The following is a 19,302-nucleotide window of genomic DNA, read 5'->3' as shown; positions in this document are numbered from 1 at the left end:
TTATTTCCCCTGCGCCTGTAAACGCTGTAATTGGGCTTCGGCCTCGGCAACCAGACCGCTAATTAATTCTTCACAACTTAATAATTTATCGATCACGCCAGCGACTTGACCAGATGGCAATACGCCGTCGTCGGGACGGCCATCAACCATGGCTTTCTGAATAATCATAGGCGCGTTGGCCGACATAATGGCTTGCGCTGGCGTCAGGTCACCGTCTTTGCTCATGGCGATAGCCGACTTCAGCAAACCGAAAATACTGGCACCGGTAAACTTGCGGAAGGCCAAACCATTGCGCAGTGCAATCACTAATTTTTTAAGATTTCCCGCGCGCTCTAACTCCGCTAAAAAGCGATTTAGAATCATGCGCTGCTGAATACCATCGAGGGCTTGCGAGACAATAATATCGGCGGGGTTTTTACAATCTAAGTAGCGCTGCTTAGTCGCCTCCGGAACGGGACTTTCCTTGGTCAATAAAAAGCGCGTTCCCATCGCGATGCCATCGGCACCAAAGGCCATGGCCGCAATCAGACCGCGACCATCTTTAAAACCACCGGCGCCCAACACGGGAACCTGTGCGCCAACCGCGTCAACTACCTGCGGTAATAGCAAAGTGGTTGGCACCGAGCCGGTGTGTCCACCACCCTCGCCGCCCTGAACCGTAACCGCATCGGCACCCATTTCCACCGCTTTAACAGCGTGCTTGGGCAAACCAATCGTCGGCATGCAGACCACGCCGGCATCTTTAAGCTTGGCGACCATGTCCTTGCCTGGTGAACGGGAATAACTAACCGCCTTCACCTTGTGCTTAATGACCAGATCGACAATCTCGGCAGCATTGGGCTGATACATATGAAAATTGACGCCAAAATTTGCCTCGGTCAATGACTTCACTTTGAGAATATCGGCTTCCATTTGCGCAGGCGGAATCGTCGCCCCGGCTAAAAAGCCAAAGCCACCGGCATTGCCTGTGCCCGCCACCAACTGCGGATCGGCAACCCAGCCCATCGCGGTCTGGATTACCGGATAGCGGCAGCCGAGAAGTTCGGTAATTCGAGTATTAAGTAGCTTCGACATGATATTCAGCCTATGGCTTCATGGTTTGAGGACTGACGTCAGACGTCGGACGAAGCACCATCGTCAGACACCCGACTTCCGACGCCTGACTCACAGCCGCACTCCCGCTGGATTATCCTTCAACTGCTTGCTGCGCAGATTGTGCGGATCGATTTGGCGAATAACCGCTAATTGCTCTTCAGTGGGCGCCGCTGTCGTCGCTATCGTGTCTGGCACATGCACCTCGAAACCCGTATTGGCAACCACCTCGTCCACTGTGACACCGGGGTGCAAGCTCACAATCTGCATTTGGTGATTAGGGCCGTTGAAATCGAACACACCTAAGTTGGTGTACACGCAGCGCAAATCGACTTCGTCAAAGCTATAGCCTTTTGGCAGACGCTCTGGATTAAAACCGATGGTGCAGACAACATCGCACTCGCCTTCAATAAATACGCGGGGACCGTGAGCGGGCACCATGTAACTATTGGCGTGGCAAATAGAGTTACCGGGAAAACCACGCACGCCTAACATTTGCACTTTAGGCTTTTGGTAATCGCCGCCCATGGCAGAAATATTGGCCTGACCAAAACGGTCAATTTGAGTTGGGCCGCCAGTAAGGTGACGACGGCCACTCCAGACGTTGTCGAAAATCCGACTAAAACCCATCCAGTTTTCATTCATTTGCACAAAGTCAGCCGGACGCTTGCCAACCGGATTTGGCGCCGACAATATCCACGCCTCAGAATCGGTCATCATAATGCCGGGGTTGGTGGTCAACATGGCAAGGCTGGCAGCAATACGCTGCAATACGCCAATACCGGTCACCAGCACTTCGCCGTCGTGCTCGTAAGCCGCCGCGTTAGCGCAAATCATTAGCTCTGCCAAACTGTAATCGCTTGCAGGTGTGCTCATCATCAATTCTCCTTTCCCTGTTAGCCGATTAATAAACGGGTTGTGGCAATTTACGAATGGCATCTAGGCCGCCAACTTTGGCCTGATACTCATCCTCGCTGCTGTCTTTGATGTACTTATCAAAGTAAGCGGCAAAACCACCCTCTTTGGCAGAGGCGTTGTATTCCTGAAAATGCGGTATATCAAAACCGTAATCTGGGCTGCATGACGAGGGATGCGCGCCACCCGGCACAAGTGCAACACCTGTGGTGTAGTTGCGTTCCCAGAACACCAAGCGCGCCTGCGCCGGATCGGCAAAGGCCTCAGCTTCAACAATTTCTTCGCTGGTCACGAAGGTCTTGTCAGCTGCGCGCACAAACCAATCATCCATGTGGTGATCTGGCGCCGTGATTTGACACACACCGCGCACATCGGCGCGATTTACATGCACCAAGGCCACGTCTAATTTCAGCGCCGGCATCGCGACCCACTCTTTGTCATCGTAGGGGCTGTCGATCACTTTAATATCGGGGTTGAACTTGATTACGTCAGTACCCAAACCCACCTTGGTCGGAATGAAGGGACAACCCCAGGCCGCTGCGCGCAAGCCCAGCAACATCATGCCCTCATCAATTTCCATTACTTCTAAGTTGCCGCTCTGGCGCGCCGCACGGAAATAGGGCTCCAGGGGAATAAAATCCAAGGACACGAAGGCAAACACCAATTTGCGTACCTTGCCGGCTGCGCACAGCATGCCAACGTCAGCACCGCCGTAGGCGACGATGGTTAAATCCTTTAGGTCAGAATTCAGAATCGCGCGGATCAAAGCCATGGGCTTGCGACGCGGCCCCCATCCACCTATACCAATGGTCATGCCGTCACGTAACTGACCAACAATCTCCTGCAAACTCATTTGCTTGTTCACGAGCGCTCCTTGGGTTTTCAAAACAGCCTTATGTGTAATCACCCTAAAAAGCGGTAATCAGCACACGGGAATTACGGTATACGTAAATATAACACCAAATTATTATGCAAAACATCATTTGTGCTTAATTTTACTAATGTCTTAAGCCATTTGGGGTAGGCAAACAGTATAGCCAATGATTTTTGGCTTTCACGTCGTCCAAATGGCAAGGGTTGGGAGGGAGAGATCGGGAACTGGGAGTCGGAAGTCGGAAGTTAAAACATCAGCCCACATCGACAAAGCGCCCACCACACTCCGTCATACTCAGCTAAAACCGACGCACCCCACAACACCTCGTCATCCCCGACCCCGATCGGGGATCCAGAGTGAGCGACAGCGAATGCCTTTAACGTCAGGCATCCGCCCCCGACGTCCGACAAAACCAAACCTATACGCCAACGCTCAAAGCCCGAGACCTATGGATCCTCGATCGGTGTCGAGGATGACGGCTAGAAAAACAGATGACACTTAAGCGACTTTAAAAAGCAAAAACGAGAAGCCCCGCCGCCCCACACCTCAATGATCAAACTGCACCGGCTCTTTGTTTTTATTACTAATCACCACCGTACGCGCAATTTTGTCGTGCCAGCCCTGCTTGCGCCTATCTAGCCCAACCCAGATAAAGCCGAGCATCAGCACCATGGCCGACAGGTAGTAGCACACATAGCGCACCAGCCACTGTTTCAGCGTGGGCTTTTCACCTGTTTTGGCATCAACAATGGCCAACCTCAAAACCATCTTACCCGGCGTGGCGGATTTATAAATCCAGAACACCAGCACCACGATGGCGGGCAAAATATAGTTCACCACTACATTCACATTGCCAGGCACCTGCAGGGTCTCGAAAGACATGGTAGACATATGCATGCCCTCACCTTTCACACTGGACCACTGCGCGTCGCCAAAGCTAAGGGCAATAATCGGCAATATAAGCAAGCCGAAAAGAAAGGTATCGATCACCGATGCCAACACGCGCACCCAAAATCCGGCATACTCAAGTTGCTGTTCCGACGCTTGCGGGGTGTTTTCCATAGTCACTCCAAACTGGTTTTGTATTAAGGGCATCTCTATAAATTGCTTGCGGCCTCTGGCTTACGGGCATTTTCTCCAGTAAGGCGCGCGATGCAGGCGGGCTGGTTGCCCGTCGAAGCAGCGCAACGCCGCTGGGGGAAATGCCCGTAAGCCCCGAAGGGCGCGGCCTGAGCGGTGCCACGGCGGCGTTGCCTTGCTTGTAAAGGACAACCAGCCTTAACCTGCGCAAGGCGCCTTGCCGTGACACCGCTCAGGTTGCGCAGAGGCTACAATCAATTTATAGAGGTGCCCTTAAGGTCGACAATACACTGTATTCATTATGGCAGCGCTGATTAATCAGAGTTGCCTTAGATTGACGCACGCTAAGTAAAAAACACTAACAGTGCAAATTTTAGGGATGCCCAACAATGCCACTCAGCTCCTTGCAAACCTACGACATCGAAAAGGCCTTGGTGGCTGGCAGAAAACTTGATGCCATTAAAATGTATCGCGAAGCAACGGGCTGCTCCTTAGTTGAGGCTAAGGACGAAATCGAAAATATGCTCTCCAGCTTAAAATCGCTGAAGCCGCGATACTTCAAAGACGTCGGCGTACAGGCGGAGCCAGACCCAGTAAAACCCACGAGCAAGAAGAAAGCCTTTCTGATGACCTTCTTCTTGGTGGATACCCTGATATTCGCTGGCCTTGTTTACTATTTTGTATTTCGTGACGATGGCAATAACACTGCGGCAAACGTCGCCAATCAAGCAGCACAAATCACTCAACAAAAAAATAAGCAGACTGAAACCCAAACCCAAGGCCGCCCCAAATCAATTTCCCTGCCTGGCAATGTCGATACCGCAAGCTATACCGAATCACTGAGTGCAGACGATAGCTTCGATTCGCTTTACCAAGCCAAGCTAAACAGCAGCAGCTACATCAATAGAAAAAGCTCAGGCAATAACAGACGCTTTGACAGCAGTATCATCGAACGCAAAATCAAATCCGCCCGCAGCCTGCTCGCTCTGCAACGCGTCCCGCCGACAAATAGCTCGCTGACATTGATCGAAACAAGCGCTGCACCAATAAGTTTGGACGGCATTATCAATAGCGAAGAATGGCAGGACGCCACCGCGATTGTCCTTGATGCAGAAAACCAAACTACCCTGTATTTCAAAACCGATGGCGAATGGCTGTACATCGCCTGCGACGCACCGAGCGAAAAAAGCCAAGGCGGCTACGATCAACTGCGGGTGTACTTCCACGCCGGACTCAGCCCAAACCTGGTCAACGAGCGCATCCACATCGGCAAAGGTGCGGGGATCACCAGCATTCGACAAACCACTTTTCGCTGGCAGGGTGACCCACCAAAGAACGACAACGAACGCTGGAAAAAGTACGCCATCAATGACTGGGGACTCTACAACTACGCCTACGGCAGCTCGTCGATGAGCAGCGGCCATCGCCAATACGAGGCGGCCATACATTTAGGCGAAGCCGGTCTGCACAGCAATGTGCCCTTCACGGTATATGCCGAAGTTGAGACCGATCCACTAAAAGATGCTCAGGGGAAGTTTGTTGAACGGCAGTATTTAGGCGAACAGGGCAATGAGCGGAATCCGGCTTGGATGGTGTTTTAGCGTAAGTCGGCAATTAGCCCGCCCCCACCCAAAAGACATTCGCTCTGACACTCAATGTCATAAGAACACATATAGACGCCCCTTGCGGAGATTACACACGCGCCATTGGCTATGAATGGCTGGCCGGAATGGTGTTTTGCTTCGGCTGCACACGGCACCCCTCAGCAAAGGAATTCCGTATTATCTGTACTCGCAACTTTCCCTATGAGCTGCGACTCATTGATTGACGCGGTGTGCCGGTCTGCATAGAGTGGCGGGACTAATAATAAAAATTGATCATCCTGAGGTGCTACCGTGCGCTCGCTTCGACACCTGTCTCACTACCTGTTGCAACATTCCGTCCGAATTGTCATTTCGGTGGTCATCGCCACCTCGCTTTATAGCTGCAAGAGCAATAGCAGCTCCGGCGGCAATAACGGTGGTGAAACGCCGCCGGTGACTCAGGCGAGTTGCGGCGCCAACGATACGCCGGAAACCGGCGTGCAGGGGGATATTCCGCGTGAGGATCAAGACTCTGGCCGGTCGCTGTTAGGGTATAACTGCGGCCTGTCGCCAGTGTATCAATTTGAGGTTGCGGGCGCGGTGCAGGGCTATGACCACTGCGTGTATATTCGCCCCGCCACAGGGTTCAACCCGCTGCAGCAAAACGAAACCACGCCGATTGATGTCTACGATGTCAGCAATCCGACTGCGCCGATTTTTATCAAAACCTTGCTTACCGCAGCTGCCTCTGGCCTGGGGGGAACCTCGGAAACCCTGCGGGTCGCGCCTACCACCAACAACCCTGATGTGCCGCCGCTACTTGCGTCGGGCAGCAGTCTTTACGATATAAGCGACTGCGCCAACCCGTTACACAAGGGCGATATTGCCTGGCCGGCTTCGCTTCCCTGGCCGGTGGGCCTCTCCCACGATATTCGTATCAGTCATGCAGGTAACAGGGTGTCGGCCTCGCTTGGTATCGTCACCGCCGATATTACCGATCTTGATAACCCGGAAAGCTGGGCGCCAAAAAACTGGTCTTGCGCGGTAGCCGGACAATTCGCCACGATACACGCGATTCTGGAAGCAGGCCCGCTTGGGCTTTGCGAAATTGTGTCAAGCCTGGGGCTGGGTCTTCCGGAGGATACTGCTCCACAGCTCGCTCATGGGCCTGATCACAATGGCAATGGCACGCGACTCTATGCGGGAAATCAAGGGATTCCTGCAGATGTCGGCGATGCGAGTGGGTTTCTGGATGCCGGCGGCAGCTTCGAAGATGTCGGCGATACCACCATCCGCATTCTGGATCTGACGACTGAGCCACCCACGGTACTGGATCAGGCAGACGGTCCCGGCCACGCCGTTGACTGGTTCCGTTCTGCCGACGGCCGGGAGTATATTCTGCACTCCAATGAGTTTGTGTTTGTTCAGCAGGCAAGCTGCGCCCCGCACCCTCGCCCCAACTCACTGGGCTGGGCCTTCGAGGCTTTTATCACCGAGGTGACCGACGACACCTTAATCCGCCGTTCCATGCTGGAGTTGGATATCAACAAACCGGAGTTCTGTCAGGAAAAACTCGCTTCCGGCCAGGGCACCTCCATCGCCTACCACAGCGTTGACGATCACTTTAATGCCAAGCTGGCGATGATTAACTTTGGCGACGGCATCTTGCCTTCGCCAAATCCGCTCAGTGGTGCGGGTTTACGTGTGTTCGATATTCGCAACCCGTCGGAGCCGGAAGAGGTCGCCTACTTTAATCGCGGCAGCCTGGAGCACGCCGGCGCGTCCTATTACGACCACGATGCTGGCCTACTCTATATGCCGGATGCCTCTGGCGTAAGGGTACTAGAGCTGCAACCGCAGATCGTCAGCTATATGGGCCTGCCGCAGCCGAGCGACCCCAAATACCCTCGTTATCCAAACGGGCGTGCGGCGACACCAGCTGAGTAACGCTGCCGCTATGCTGGCGTTTACTGAGCGCTTGTTTTCAAGCTGGCACTTGTTCTCAGGCAAGTATCTAGTCGGTCTACTTGGCGTTGTGTGGCTAGCCAGCGCAAACAGCGCCTATGCCCATTCGTTTGGCCAGACCTACACCATGCCGGTGCCGGTGTGGCTCTATCTTTACGGAGCCGCCGCCGCGCTGGTAATTTCCTTTGTGTTAGTGGGCTATTTTGTCTCGACCCAGTCAATTGAAATTAACCGGCGCCAGTACTATCTTTCACGCCGGTGGACGCCCCGCCCGGCGATAGCCGGATTCTTACTGAGTAGTCTTCGCGGCCTGTTTGTTTTCTTGCTCGCCCTCGCCATCATTGCCGGTTTTATCGGCACGCAAAACGCCTACCGAAACCTGAACATGACCCTGTTTTGGGTGGTATTTGTACTGGGCTTTACCTACCTCACCGCCCTGTTCGGAAACTGGTTTGCGGTGCTGAATCCTCTGCGGGTAATAGCGGAATGGATTGAAAAACTCGCTGGCCGAAAACTACAGGGGCGCTGGCCTTATCCGCAGAAACTGGCCTATTGGCCGGCACTGATCCTGTATATGGGCTTTATCTGGCTGGAGTTATTTGGCCGCTCCACGCCCATGTCATTGTCCGTTGTATTGCTGGGCTATACCTTGATCAGCCTGCTCGGATCTTATTTACTCGGCAAAGAACCCTGGTTCAAATACTGCGAATTTTTCAGTGTATTTCTTCGGCTGGTGGCGAAAATGGCGCCGCTGGCGATTGACGCCCCAGACGGCAAGTTCCAGAAAGCGTATCTGCGAATGCCCCTTGCGGGGCTGCTTCAGCAAAAGGCGATTCCGCTGAGCCTGCTGGTGTTTGTGCTGTTTATGCTATCTTCCACGGCCTTTGATGGCTTGCATGAAACAGCGCTTTGGGTCGGTGCGTTCTGGAAGAACCTCTACCAGATGCTACTGTTCCCCATCTATGGCAGTGCCCCGCCAGTCACCCTACCGACGATACGAAAACTATTTTTGATTTACCAAAGCGGCGCCCTGCTGCTCTCGCCGTTGGTTTATCTGGTCATCTATGCCCTGTTTCTGTTTATTGCCAAGGTCTTGATCCGGCCGTCGCTGTCGCTAAAGGCTCTGCTCACCTGGTTTGCCTATAGCCTGCTTCCCATTGTGATTGCCTACCACTTCACCCATTACTACACCCTACTGCAGATACAAGGGCCACAGACGTTACGACTGGCCTCAGACCCATTTGGCTTTGGCTGGGACCTGTTCGGTACCGCGAAGATGGCCATCAATATCGTGCCAGATATGGGGGTCGTCTGGCACAGCCAGGTTTTGGTGATCGTAGCGGGACATATTGCCAGTGTGTATCTTGCGCATGTTCAGGCCATGGCACTGTTTCAGGATCGCCGCGCCGCCATTATTAGTCAGCTGCCAATACTGGTATTGATGGTGGTACTCACCACACTGGGCTTGTGGATTTTGTCCCTGCCACTGAATCCGGGCACGCTCGGTGGCTAGGGCGATAATCGGCATTTTCGCCAGTCAAAGGCGACTCTGGTGTTGAAAGAAAACCAAGAAATACAAGGGGTCAGGTCTTTGATTTATGGTTCTTTGGTAGGCTTATGAGCTATCGTTACGTGGTATCAGCCTGCAAGCTCAAGTCTCAATGACCTAACCATCACAATCTCTTCTCATCCTTGATAATTTGAACAAACAGTCGAATGAATTTCCTCCTCAGCGAACAAGGCTTAAATCATAAATCAAAGACCCCATTGCTTTCCAGAATATGAATCATTCTCGGCTTTCCCAATATTTCTTCTCCACAACATCCAAGTGCTTCTTATCCCAGCCTACTGCTGCTTCTGTAAGCCCTCCTGGCGGTATCTCTGAAGAAGTGCGTACATAGACAGTCTCGCCTGCAGCGATATTGACCAACAATTCCGCAGTGCTACCTCCCGGCGAGCCAAATGTATATACGCCAACATCAATATGATGCTCTCCTGGCGGAACCCTGGTGCTAATAGAGCGCCCACCTCTGAGTGACCCCACATAGTTTTCGTCTACATGAATCCGTAAGTCAGCTGCGAAGCCAATAAATTCGTACTTTGGCTTGTAAATATATATTGCCCCGCTATTGGTCTCATTTAAAGTTCCGTCAACATAGATCGCTGGCGACGCGCAACCAATCAACGCAAAAAATATTATTGTCAGTGAATATCGACCCATTTTAATTCCTAGTAAATTCATGGCGCCGCGCTCACCGGAAAATTAGGAGCGCAGCGAGTAATTTTTCCGAGTGCAGCGCCTTGTATACATTAGTCCGAATCTGACTCTAGCAATGGATTCTGGCTGCTTGATGGTAGCTCTTCTGCTCTTGCTTGGGTCTTCCAGGCTATTTGCGATAGTTCTTTGATTCTATCAACAAAAGGCTTGGCGTCTTTTCCAAATTTCCCAATCACGATACCTGCATCGCCTACTAGCCCCCAAACTCTATCTACATCACTCATTTTTTTATGCATTTCCGATTGCAACGCCTCTAAGCGCCTTAGCAAACGTCTTCGATGATCTTCTTCAAATAGTTCTGATTCACCTATCTGCTCTCTTAACTCATTAATGATTATTTGAATTCTTTTTAAATCACCATCAGTGAATTCATAGAAAAAACCTTTATCAAGTATTTTTTTCTTATTATCGATAGCAGACAAGAATTGGTTTCTTCTGTTTGAACCAACCTCATCGTCTATTAGTGGCTGAATGGCCTCCCTAATAAAAGCCACATATTTGATAAACTCCTTGAGATCATCTGTATTACTGTGCCCTACACTTGGCAAAGGAGGGAAGTTGATATGATTAAAGTACGGCTCTTCTTCAACATTCGCAATTATTTCAGCAATTAGCTCTAAAACCTGAGGATACTTTGTCTGAAGTTTCACAAATGACATTGATTCCAGTGTCTTCGCGAGATAATCTAACACTGATTCGTGGTTTCCTTTCTTCGATGCAGCAATCGACTGATTAACTGGCACCACTCCTGCATCACCTAAGATTTTATCAAATTGCCTTATTAGTTTTTCTACCTGTATCGCAGGGTTGCTCATTTGATCTCCGTCATTTCCTGCCATTCTGAATCCTTATTTATGTTGTATAACGCCCACATAAAGCGCGCGAGGTACGAGCGTCGCATTTGATGTGATTGTTAGCTGCATATTCAAATGCCCAGTTCTGGATTCTTCTGGGCGTATACATCTGCGTTGTTTTGTAGCTCAGTCCCAATATCATATCTCTCTTCACTCCATCTGCCGTATAGAGTACCTTCTCCAAGGTTCTCTGAGGTGTTCAAATGGTAGTTATATGTGTCGAGGAATAACTGCTCCAAGTATTTGGAAATCCTGTTTTCACATTCATAGAACGAAAGATGCAAAGTCTCTTCGGCCGGCCATTTCTCTTTTATATGCTTCTTGACCCTGTTAAGGGCAAGACCTTTTCCTACATAGACGCAGATCATTGAGCGGATGTTATGATCTTCGCAATGGCCCTTCTCAACCCATAAGTGATAGATGCCTGACTTACCCTTCAATCCGATGAGAAGTTCATTAATTGAAAGAAAATCGTCCTGGAACTCTTCGATCAAGTCGAGATGCAGTGAAATGCAAAAACCGCTTAGGTTTATTATTTCATCAGCAGAAACTGGGGTAGCTAGCTCAGTCTTGCATATACTGTCAAATTTATCGTAATCGTTAGTTAAGCAAGGAATTTGCTCTTCATACTCGCAGTAGTGCATGAGTCGTTCCTGATCTGTAGGGCATCTAACGAGGCTGTAGAAAAACTCCAGCCAATCCATTTCTTTGAAATTTACGCGCTCCTACGTGAAATTCCCGAAAATAACGCAACTTAATCTCCTCCGATTTCAAGAAATCGGCCTATTTATAAATCAAAAATCGACCAGAGCCGGGCCTTGAAAATTCCCGCTAGTAATTCTACAGCCTCAACGCCAAAATCAGCGGCGAGTTTACGAGTCCGCTGAATTTTCTTGTTCAATGATTTTCATACGATGAGCGACTTCCTTCTCTAACTCCATCATATGCATTTTCATTTCTTTCTGTTTCATTGAGGAGTTTTCTAGGTTATGTCTAACTTGCGCATATTCTTCAGAAAACGCAGCATAATGATGCATTATCGGCTCAATCTCTGGATTTTCTATATCACCACCCAGCAGTAGTTCCCTATGCTGCCGCATATCACTGCGCATTGATTCCAACTCCTGCATGCGCTGATTTAGCTTATGACGCTCTTCTTCATAAGCCATCATTCTATGCTTACCGTGTTCCAATTCTTGAAACAGATGGCTCATTTCAAGTTTTCGCCTTTTTAAATATTCCATTTCTTTCATGCGTCTATAAGCGAGTTTATCCCGGCGCTTAACTTCTCTAATCTCTTCAACTACCTCATCGCTTACTTTTTCATCAAGGTTTTCTCTAGCCAATTCGAGAAAACGATCTGCTTGATACATATGAAATGTATTTTTTGCTTTATCTTTAAACTCTTTAACCAATTCTGGGCGGGGGCCAACGGTTTTGCCCTTGAACCTTTCCCACCAATCTTCTTTTTTGTCATCAGTTACTAATACTATGCCCTTGCCAGACTCAATCGCTTTATCAATCACTTGAAACCAGACAATAAGGTCTCCATACCTCCTGCATTTTTCAACAAACACCTCACTATCGCTAGATTTTGATCCATCTTTAAAACCAGGTGGTATTTTTTGTTTATACCTTTCTTCGCCGTCTGTTATCAGTTCTAAAAGCTTTTCTTTCTCATAAGGCGCGCCCACTCTGCCTTCAAAAATCGATGCAATTGCTTCTTTTATTTCATCGTTTGATATTCTTTCTGTGTGTACAGATTTATTATTTTTTAGCTCTTCACAAAGTTCATCAAAAACTAGTCCTACTTTATTCATTGTGTCTGAACTAACAAAAGGGTGTTGACGAGCATTTTCCAAATCGCTTTTTAATGAAGCAATTAATTTGGTGGTATCATCATATGATTTTTCTTGCTGGTCGATTACAGATAAACGATTGTTGAAATATTCATCTGCTGCTCTATGTGGAAGCCAAACTCTGCTCTTAATTTTTTCTAATATCCGTAGAAACTCACTACGAGTCGTATCTGAGTATCGATACAAATTAAGCAATATATTGGCATCAAATACGAACAGTGACGTATCCCATACTTCTCTGAGACGTCTCTCACTTTCTTTAAAGTGCCCAGGAAACAAATCCTTCATACTATCTCCATCATTGAACGCCAAAAGCAGCCGCGCAGCTTTATCGCGTCGGCCTGCATTTTCTTGTTATGCCATTTACTCGCCATCTATAGGGTTTCGCAGATAGCCTGCCATGATCTCTAAAGCGACTTCTGGAGACTTATCGGCTATTTTATCAATGACCTCTTTACCTTTCTGTTTCCAGTAGGAATCCGTTAACTTGGCGTAAGGCAGGGACGCTTCTATTTCTCTTAGTTCTCGTAGTCTGTGTTTAACGCGGATATTTAGACGGAGATCAGTTCTATCACAGCTTTTGCTCGAATCGCCACCAACGAACCAGTGCCCGACCAAGTTGTTCTCTAGAAACGTAGACGTCTTCCTCTGCAGTATGGCGTGTTTTTCCATATTTTCTTCACCATCCGCGAAAACATCTGTGTGCGTATTTCTGTCATAGGGATGATCTTTTATTGCCGCTACCTGCTTCTGCCATTCTTCCCATTCACTAATAAACAATAGCAACTCTGAACGAACCCATTCTGTTCTCGGATTGGAAATAGTCAGCTTATCCATGGGCACCCCCAAAAGGCATAACGCCCGCATAAAGCGCGCGAGGTACGAGCGTCGCCTTTGATGCGTTTGTTATACATTTACTGAAGCTCCATTTGTGCATTTACAGTAGAAATCGGGTTTGAGCCCACAGCTATTCGTAATGGAAACCCTCGTACATCTAAAATATTTGTAGCCAAGTTAACGATTAAAAATAGACCATTATCATTTTCTATTGAAAGCCTAAACAAGCACGCCTTCTTATCAAAAAGGTTTCTACAGTTTGTATTTAGCTCAATTTCTGTGGTTGTTTCGGTAATTGAAGCTAAAGCTGGAGCCACAATAGCTAGAACCATATCTCTAATAGCAGCTCCTTCATCAATGCTTTTTGCTTGAGAAGCGAACTTTATAGCCTCTACAATATCTCCAAATGAATCATGTAACTCCTGCTCGTTCATCTCACTCATATGCGCCACTTCATGAGCCGCAGCATTTGGTTTCTCGTCACTTGTTAGTTGATCGGCATGTTGATAGTAGGATTCAACTGTTCCTTTCTTTAATATAAAACATCCCAATGACCCGAGTAATTCTAGTAACGAAGTAAGCCTAATCTTTAAGCCGCTCCATAGGCCTTCATTACTAACAACAACTTGTGATATATCATCCGCATTCATAAAAGTACAAAAAGCTGATCGCCTTTTTGCTATCGAGTCGTCCCTCTGCAAATCGCGGTTTACCCAATAAGGGTGATTCACCGCTTCCCCACTAATATCGCTCCAATTTGCATCAACACATTGCGTAAAATCTCTATAGGTATCCCTCGCAAATTGAACGGCACTTCTATGGCCAAGTGCTATGGCAATATCATCAGCTTGAGGCTGATTGATAAACGGAGAAATTGAGTCTAAACCGTCTGTTAAGGCATCTGCATCAGCTAAAATCGATGGTGTTTTACCAATTAATCGCATTAACTTAGTAACAACTGGCATTTGCCCTTTACCTGTTACAGGAAGTATTTGCGACCCTGCGGCCTCGGTATTTAAATCTAATACTCGGCTAATCCCTGAGCAGATAATTTGATCGCTTGGTCCTTCTACGAGCAAAGGCCTATTACAAAAGAGTGCAAGCTTATGCTCTTGCCCCATTCGGGCTAAAAGCGCTTTGATCTTTCTATTTCTAAACTCCTCAATAGTTGGGTCAATTTGGACTGCATCAGTATATATATCTGTACAAAAAACAATTGATGCCAAATCGTCTACCGATTGAAGGTGAATAAACTCAGTTGAGTGAGTTGATAAAAACACCAGCTTCTTTCCTGATGTGCTTGGATCACCTGCCACTTTTGAAATTTCTTGATATAAAAACGACTGCAATTGTGGATGTAGTGACACCTCGGGCTCATCAATTAGTACAACGCCAACTTCATCATCATAAAGACCGGCTAGAATTGACACCAAGTGTAGAAGGCCACTTGCCTCACGTGCCGAAGAATACTCACTTCCTTCAACATCGACTCTAGAAAAATAGACTTTTAGATTTCCACCGTCCCAATCTATACGAACATCTCTATTAAATAATTTTCTCAATCTCTCTTGGACTTTAATTAGTATATCTGGGCGCTCTGATAAAGTTGCAAAATCGCCAGTTACAGTTTCATTGGCATGCCTATACTGCATTGAATCTTTAGCGCCGTAAGTAGCCTGTTCGTATCGTGGGTTTCCGCGTCTGCCGTCATAGTCGGACCGAAAGTTCTCCATAGGGCCAAGCCGTCCAGCCGATACGTATCGAATTTTTTTGTTAGAAGCATATTGATTTATCGATGCCTTCAAGCCTCTAAAAATCTGTGTCTTACCTGACCCGTTTGGCCCCAATAGAGTTGTAACACCTCCATGAATGGTTATGGACTTCTGACCAATATTTTGAATATTTGATTGATTGAGGTTTAGTGTTATTTCTGTGGGGAATTCCATTTTCACGATTCTCTATGTTTTGTATAACAGTTTTGTTATAACGACTCAGGCCATATATCATTTTGGCCCCCTTATCACGGAAGTGGCTTTTACGTTGATTGGAAAATCGTTGGGAATTCAATGAAATATCGACCTCGCTATTAGCGAGCGCCCGACAAACGAAGACTAGTTCCCTTTATTTCTACCAAACATTCCTTTCCCCTGATCATATCCTGTTTTTTATGTTTTTCAATAAGTTAAGTCATTCTAAAATGTGTTAATGAGAATGGCTCTACTGTTCACAAGGGTTTAATCCTCGGGAACCGCTAATCTCAACAAAGACACAAACCCACTATAACCGAGTAGCAGTCACCGGCTGCGCCAATATCCACAGCCCAAAACACGTAAAAATAATCATCAACACCAGCATGGGCAATTGACTCAGCGTTGCCTGCCGACGCTGCGGAAATAGCGGCAGCGCTTCTTTATGGGCTAAGTACACGCTGAGCACGTGGCCAAAAAGGATTAAACCCACCTGCGTATGCCACACCCAATCCATATTGGGGATAACTGATTCGGGTCGCCAATGGGCGCTGCCGAATAAGTTCCAAGACCAGCCGAAGGGATCTGATATCAGTCGCCAAATCATTACGCCTTGGGTGCTGATCAAAGTGTAGTAATGGGTGATGTGGTAGACCAAGGCGATGGGTAAAAGTGAGTAGGTGAAATGTAAGGCGAGTGAGGATAGCGATGCGTGATACTTTGTTAGCCGACGTACGATTGCCAGAAAGAAATACAGTACGCCAAGGTAAAACAGCGGCGACAACACCAGCACGGTGGTTTCGAACACGCCATGCGCCGCTTTTAATACCGGATAGGCCTGCACAATATTTTGGCCGTTGTATTCCCGGTATATTCCGGCGATGTCTTGCCAAAAGAACGTTGCCCAGATATTGGTGCTGTGCAAACCGTCGAATGCGGTTGACGATAATAGAAACAAAACAAACAGCAGCTCACTCATTGAGGATGCTTTGCCAATTTGAAGACCCGAGAACGGCATGCGTAAAATCACCGCTGGGCGTGACTGGGATTCATCCCTTGCTTGAATAGAGATTGGCGCCATTTTGGAGATCAGCGCAAACAGAACCGCGAAAAATTCGCCCTGTTTAAACCAGCGCTCGCTGCCGATTAACCATGCGGCTACGACGTTCAACAAGCTATAAGCCAGCAAGACACTCGCAAGCCCTCGCGGGCCGCTTTCGCCAAATAATTCAAACCAAATAAATCCGATATAGAGCAACAAGGCCGGCCAATATTCTAGTTTTTCACCCCAGCGAAAGCGGCCAGAAAAATCAATTTTAAACACCGCCGCCAAACAAAGCACCATGGTTTGCCAGGGGTTTACTAGCGGGTAAAGATCACCCACCAAGGCACTAAAGTAGGCGAAGCCTAAAACAAATATGATCCAGAAAAAGGTCATATTAAAATTTAAAAAGGCATTCGCCGTGCCCCACAAACCGGTGGCGATACACAGCAGCAAGGCGAATAAACTCACTACTCGTAAAACAAGAATCGCGATGGGAGATATGACAAACAGGTTTTTTTCGCGCACAGGCTGGAGCGAGTCTTGCGCGGCGCGTTGATCGCTGGCGAACCACGCCACCAGTAAAAACGACAGCAGCAAGGCCGCCGCACTGCCCCAGGCGTATAACCAAAACGGCACAGGTAAGGTGTAAAGCGTACCAAAGGAATGCGACCACGCTGGCGCTGCAAACGCCGCTAGGCTAATTACTAGCAGCCAATACAGACGCCGCGTACTGGCGGTCTTTTGGCCGCTGCGCTTACACAACATAGCGGCAACTACCCGACTTAAAGCCCTGTGGGTTTAGGTGCAGTGGGCCCAGCACTGGGGGTGAATTCCAAGATTTGAAAACCCGCACTGTAGCCTGCTATCCAAATATGGCCGGTTTCAGGTCGGTAGCGAATATAGGTGGCGACGGCGTCCCAGCGATCGGCTGAACTGCCGAAGCCTTCCGACAGTAATACCGTGGGGGTATTTGGGTTTGGTGCCGGATGCCAGTAAGCAATTTCAAAGGGATTGGCGGGATCGTGAATGTCCCACACCCGCAGACCACCGGTGTAGTAACTCATAAACAAGGTGGTGGCGTTGTTTACATCGTCAAAGCCAACGTAGTGGGCAGAGTAGTTGGCGACGTCTATTTCAGTCTGTGGGCAGTTCTCTAATTTATTCACGTCGAGAATAATATCCGACACTCTGACCGGATTAGCTTCGTCGGTGATATCAATAATACGGCTGTGGGCCCAGGGACAAACTCCGGCGGTTGGCCATTCATCGCTGGAGTAAACGTAGGTGCGTCCGCCATTTTTGAACCAACGCGCGGTGTGCGAACCGGCCGTTGGCGCTTCGCCATCCAGTAAATTACTCCAGCCCACAAAGCCAATCTCTGGCGGTTGTGTGCCAAACAGGAACGGTGATGCTGGCGTGGTACGATCCTGGAAGCCACTCACATCTAAAATTAGAAGACCGTTTTGCCCCACCGCTGGCCCGTTAGGCAAACCCAAACCCAAAGACACAAAACCAAAATTGGCCTGATAAAGACGGGTGCCCTCTGGATTTAAACCGCAGTCGTGCGAGGCGGGAGAATAGAGCTGAATCAACTTCGGCTCTTCTAGATCGGTCAAATCGATAACCGCATTACTCTGTGCCGAACTGGTGGCATAGGCCGTAAAGCCATCGTCGGTGATACACATGGCGTGACCCATAAATGCCAGACCTTGGTCGATACTGCCAATACCACCGGGTAAATCTGGCAGTGGCGGCAGGGTGATACCCAAGCCGATATTGACCGAGGCTTTTAGTACAGGCTTGCGGCAATCAATCGCCTCGTAGACATCAAATGCCGTGCCGCCACCCCGTGTGGCAACGATAATACGCCGCGCCTGATTTGCCTGAATAGATTCGTGCGGGGCAATCATGGCGGGGCTTTGCAAGATATCGACTAGCTCTGGATTTTCTGGGTCTGAGGCGTCGATGACCGCCATGCCGTTTAGGGCACTGAACTGTGGATCGATATAGGGAGACGACGCCGGCCCAAATATTTGCCCCGGCGAGGTGGTGGTGATGTAGGCGCAGTCATCTAGCCAGGCCATAGAGAAGTTGGCGCCGCGATCTAGAATCGTATTCTCGCCGACCAAGCGTAAACCTTTGCGATAGCCCTGCGCCGCACGGCCACTTAATTGGTCGGCAATCGGCACCTGACCCTGTAAACCGGTTTCGAGCAGATCGTCATTTTCAATTTCTGAACCGCCACCGGAGTTTGAACCAGAACCAGACCGAGGCCCACTGCTGCTGCCGCCACAACTGGCTATGCACACAAGGCCTATCGCCAAAATTAAGGGTGTAAGGAAGCGACGGATTTGTCTTGGGTTCATATGAATTCACTGCCTGTTCTAATTATTATGTTATTTAAGGCCTTTTCACGAGCCGGAATATTGTTCTCTGGCAAGGAAAAATCGCACGAACCGTAGCGTAGCGTAGATCACGCACTTGTGCGAGTGGCCAACAGGGAACGGTAAATGAGTGAGTTTATTCCCATAAATGACCGATTGCGTAGAGCCTGCCCTTCATGCCCTGTGGGTACGCGAGATTCGATGTTCAGAGACAAGCCTTTACGCCATTCCTGACTCATATTCTGTTTGATCTCTCATCAAGGCAAAGCTCTCGATGTATAGATCTAGCCCGAGGCGACTGGATCCTCAATCGAGTTGAGGATGACGACGGTGGGTCGTTGAGTATGGCGGTAGTGGGTCGTTTAGAATGGCGGTAGTGGGTCGTTTAGAATGGTGGTGGTGGTGAGTCTTAGGATGAGGGTTGGCAGGTTGACGATAGCGGCGCCACACTACGTCATCCCCGACCTCTCACTACTACGTCATCCCCGACCCCGATCGGGGATCCAGAGTGAGCGGTACAAACCGAGCACATAGGTTACAGATTAGCCCGACCAGATAGGTAACACTTC

15 protein-coding genes are annotated in these 19,302 nt (G+C 48.9%); 3 read left to right on the top strand and 12 right to left on the bottom strand.

The window, feature by feature from the left end:
• From AAC007_RS00075 to AAC007_RS00060, 4 genes are all read right to left on the bottom strand, one after another.
• Positions 1-1,074 (bottom strand): nitronate monooxygenase, encoded by a 1,074-nt coding sequence (locus AAC007_RS00075; protein ID WP_219042362.1) that lies wholly within the window; start codon positions 1,072-1,074, stop codon positions 1-3.
• A 90-nt stretch (positions 1,075-1,164) separates the two neighbouring features.
• Complete coding sequence (locus AAC007_RS00070; RefSeq protein WP_339673780.1) at positions 1,165-1,968, bottom strand: ketoacid CoA transferase; 804 nt, start codon at positions 1,966-1,968, stop codon at positions 1,165-1,167.
• A gap of 28 nt (positions 1,969-1,996) precedes the next feature.
• Positions 1,997-2,872 carry a CoA-transferase gene (locus AAC007_RS00065; RefSeq protein WP_295875751.1) on the bottom strand — a complete coding sequence of 292 codons (876 nt, stop codon included), beginning with the start codon at positions 2,870-2,872 and terminating at the stop codon, positions 1,997-1,999.
• Positions 2,873-3,427: 555 nt separating this feature from the next.
• Positions 3,428-3,943 carry an RDD family protein gene (locus tag AAC007_RS00060; protein WP_339673773.1) on the bottom strand — a complete coding sequence of 172 codons (516 nt, stop codon included), beginning with the start codon at positions 3,941-3,943 and terminating at the stop codon, positions 3,428-3,430.
• Between the two features lie 407 nt (positions 3,944-4,350).
• On the opposite strand from AAC007_RS00060, the gene AAC007_RS00055 reads away from it, so the two are divergent.
• The 3 genes from AAC007_RS00055 (at position 4,351) to AAC007_RS00045 (ending at position 9,022) form a co-directional block, all read left to right on the top strand.
• Positions 4,351-5,562: a hypothetical protein gene (locus AAC007_RS00055; RefSeq protein WP_339673771.1), complete on the top strand. Its 1,212-nt coding sequence runs from the start codon at positions 4,351-4,353 to the stop codon at positions 5,560-5,562.
• Between the two features lie 294 nt (positions 5,563-5,856).
• Positions 5,857-7,491 (top strand): hypothetical protein, encoded by a 1,635-nt coding sequence (locus tag AAC007_RS00050; protein ID WP_339673769.1) that lies wholly within the window; start codon positions 5,857-5,859, stop codon positions 7,489-7,491.
• A gap of 10 nt (positions 7,492-7,501) precedes the next feature.
• Positions 7,502-9,022, top strand: a complete 1,521-nt coding sequence (locus tag AAC007_RS00045) for a hypothetical protein (protein ID WP_339673767.1) — start codon at positions 7,502-7,504, stop codon at positions 9,020-9,022.
• 273 nt (positions 9,023-9,295) lie between these two features.
• Here the strand turns inward: AAC007_RS00045 and AAC007_RS00040 are convergent, their stop codons facing one another.
• The 8 genes from AAC007_RS00040 to AAC007_RS00005 all read right to left on the bottom strand — a co-directional run bounded on the left by AAC007_RS00040 (position 9,296) and on the right by AAC007_RS00005 (position 18,715).
• Positions 9,296-9,751, bottom strand: a complete 456-nt coding sequence (locus AAC007_RS00040) for a hypothetical protein (RefSeq protein WP_339673765.1) — start codon at positions 9,749-9,751, stop codon at positions 9,296-9,298.
• 68 nt (positions 9,752-9,819) lie between these two features.
• A complete protein-coding gene (locus AAC007_RS00035; protein WP_339673763.1) occupies positions 9,820-10,626 on the bottom strand; it encodes a hypothetical protein in 807 nt (268 codons plus the stop codon).
• Positions 10,627-10,712: 86 nt separating this feature from the next.
• On the bottom strand, positions 10,713-11,285 hold the full coding sequence (locus AAC007_RS00030; protein WP_339673761.1) for a hypothetical protein: 573 nt from the start codon (positions 11,283-11,285) through the stop codon (positions 10,713-10,715).
• A gap of 228 nt (positions 11,286-11,513) precedes the next feature.
• Positions 11,514-12,788: a PIN-like domain-containing protein gene (locus AAC007_RS00025; RefSeq protein WP_339673759.1), complete on the bottom strand. Its 1,275-nt coding sequence runs from the start codon at positions 12,786-12,788 to the stop codon at positions 11,514-11,516.
• A gap of 75 nt (positions 12,789-12,863) precedes the next feature.
• Complete coding sequence (locus AAC007_RS00020; RefSeq protein ID WP_339673756.1) at positions 12,864-13,337, bottom strand: hypothetical protein; 474 nt, start codon at positions 13,335-13,337, stop codon at positions 12,864-12,866.
• Between the two features lie 77 nt (positions 13,338-13,414).
• Entirely contained in the window at positions 13,415-15,283 is a 1,869-nt protein-coding gene (locus tag AAC007_RS00015) for an AAA family ATPase (RefSeq protein WP_339673754.1), read from the bottom strand.
• A 331-nt stretch (positions 15,284-15,614) separates the two neighbouring features.
• Positions 15,615-17,114, bottom strand: coding sequence for a hypothetical protein (locus AAC007_RS00010; protein ID WP_339673752.1), 1,500 nt, complete (start codon positions 17,112-17,114; stop codon positions 15,615-15,617).
• A 17-nt stretch (positions 17,115-17,131) separates the two neighbouring features.
• Positions 17,132-18,715: a hypothetical protein gene (locus AAC007_RS00005; RefSeq protein WP_296436589.1), complete on the bottom strand. Its 1,584-nt coding sequence runs from the start codon at positions 18,713-18,715 to the stop codon at positions 17,132-17,134.
• Between the last annotated feature and the right edge of the window lie 587 nt (positions 18,716-19,302).

It is taken from the genome of uncultured Zhongshania sp., from assembly GCF_963975605.1.
Lineage (GTDB): Bacteria > Pseudomonadota > Gammaproteobacteria > Pseudomonadales > Spongiibacteraceae > Spongiibacter > Spongiibacter aquimaris.
The sequence above is the reverse complement of the archived record's forward strand: the minus strand, read 5'-3'. Positions and strand labels throughout refer to the sequence as shown.

What these genes read in the sequence shown, in the direction of transcription:
- AAC007_RS00075 (WP_219042362.1), bottom strand. Translation starts at nt 1,074, where the DNA reads ATGTCGAAGCTACTTAATACTCGAATTACCGAACTTCTCGGCTGCCGC.
- AAC007_RS00070 (WP_339673780.1), bottom strand. Translation starts at nt 1,968, where the DNA reads ATGAGCACACCTGCAAGCGATTACAGTTTGGCAGAGCTAATGATTTGC.
- AAC007_RS00060 (WP_339673773.1), bottom strand. Translation starts at nt 3,943, where the DNA reads ATGGAAAACACCCCGCAAGCGTCGGAACAGCAACTTGAGTATGCCGGA.
- AAC007_RS00055 (WP_339673771.1), top strand. Translation starts at nt 4,351, where the DNA reads ATGCCACTCAGCTCCTTGCAAACCTACGACATCGAAAAGGCCTTGGTG.
- AAC007_RS00045 (WP_339673767.1), top strand. Translation starts at nt 7,502, where the DNA reads ATGCTGGCGTTTACTGAGCGCTTGTTTTCAAGCTGGCACTTGTTCTCA.
- AAC007_RS00040 (WP_339673765.1), bottom strand. Translation starts at nt 9,751, where the DNA reads ATGAATTTACTAGGAATTAAAATGGGTCGATATTCACTGACAATAATA.
- AAC007_RS00035 (WP_339673763.1), bottom strand. Translation starts at nt 10,626, where the DNA reads ATGGCAGGAAATGACGGAGATCAAATGAGCAACCCTGCGATACAGGTA.
- AAC007_RS00030 (WP_339673761.1), bottom strand. Translation starts at nt 11,285, where the DNA reads ATGCACTACTGCGAGTATGAAGAGCAAATTCCTTGCTTAACTAACGAT.
- AAC007_RS00025 (WP_339673759.1), bottom strand. Translation starts at nt 12,788, where the DNA reads ATGAAGGATTTGTTTCCTGGGCACTTTAAAGAAAGTGAGAGACGTCTC.
- AAC007_RS00020 (WP_339673756.1), bottom strand. Translation starts at nt 13,337, where the DNA reads ATGGATAAGCTGACTATTTCCAATCCGAGAACAGAATGGGTTCGTTCA.
- AAC007_RS00015 (WP_339673754.1), bottom strand. Translation starts at nt 15,283, where the DNA reads ATGGAATTCCCCACAGAAATAACACTAAACCTCAATCAATCAAATATT.
- AAC007_RS00010 (WP_339673752.1), bottom strand. Translation starts at nt 17,114, where the DNA reads ATGTTGTGTAAGCGCAGCGGCCAAAAGACCGCCAGTACGCGGCGTCTG.
- AAC007_RS00005 (WP_296436589.1), bottom strand. Translation starts at nt 18,715, where the DNA reads ATGAACCCAAGACAAATCCGTCGCTTCCTTACACCCTTAATTTTGGCG.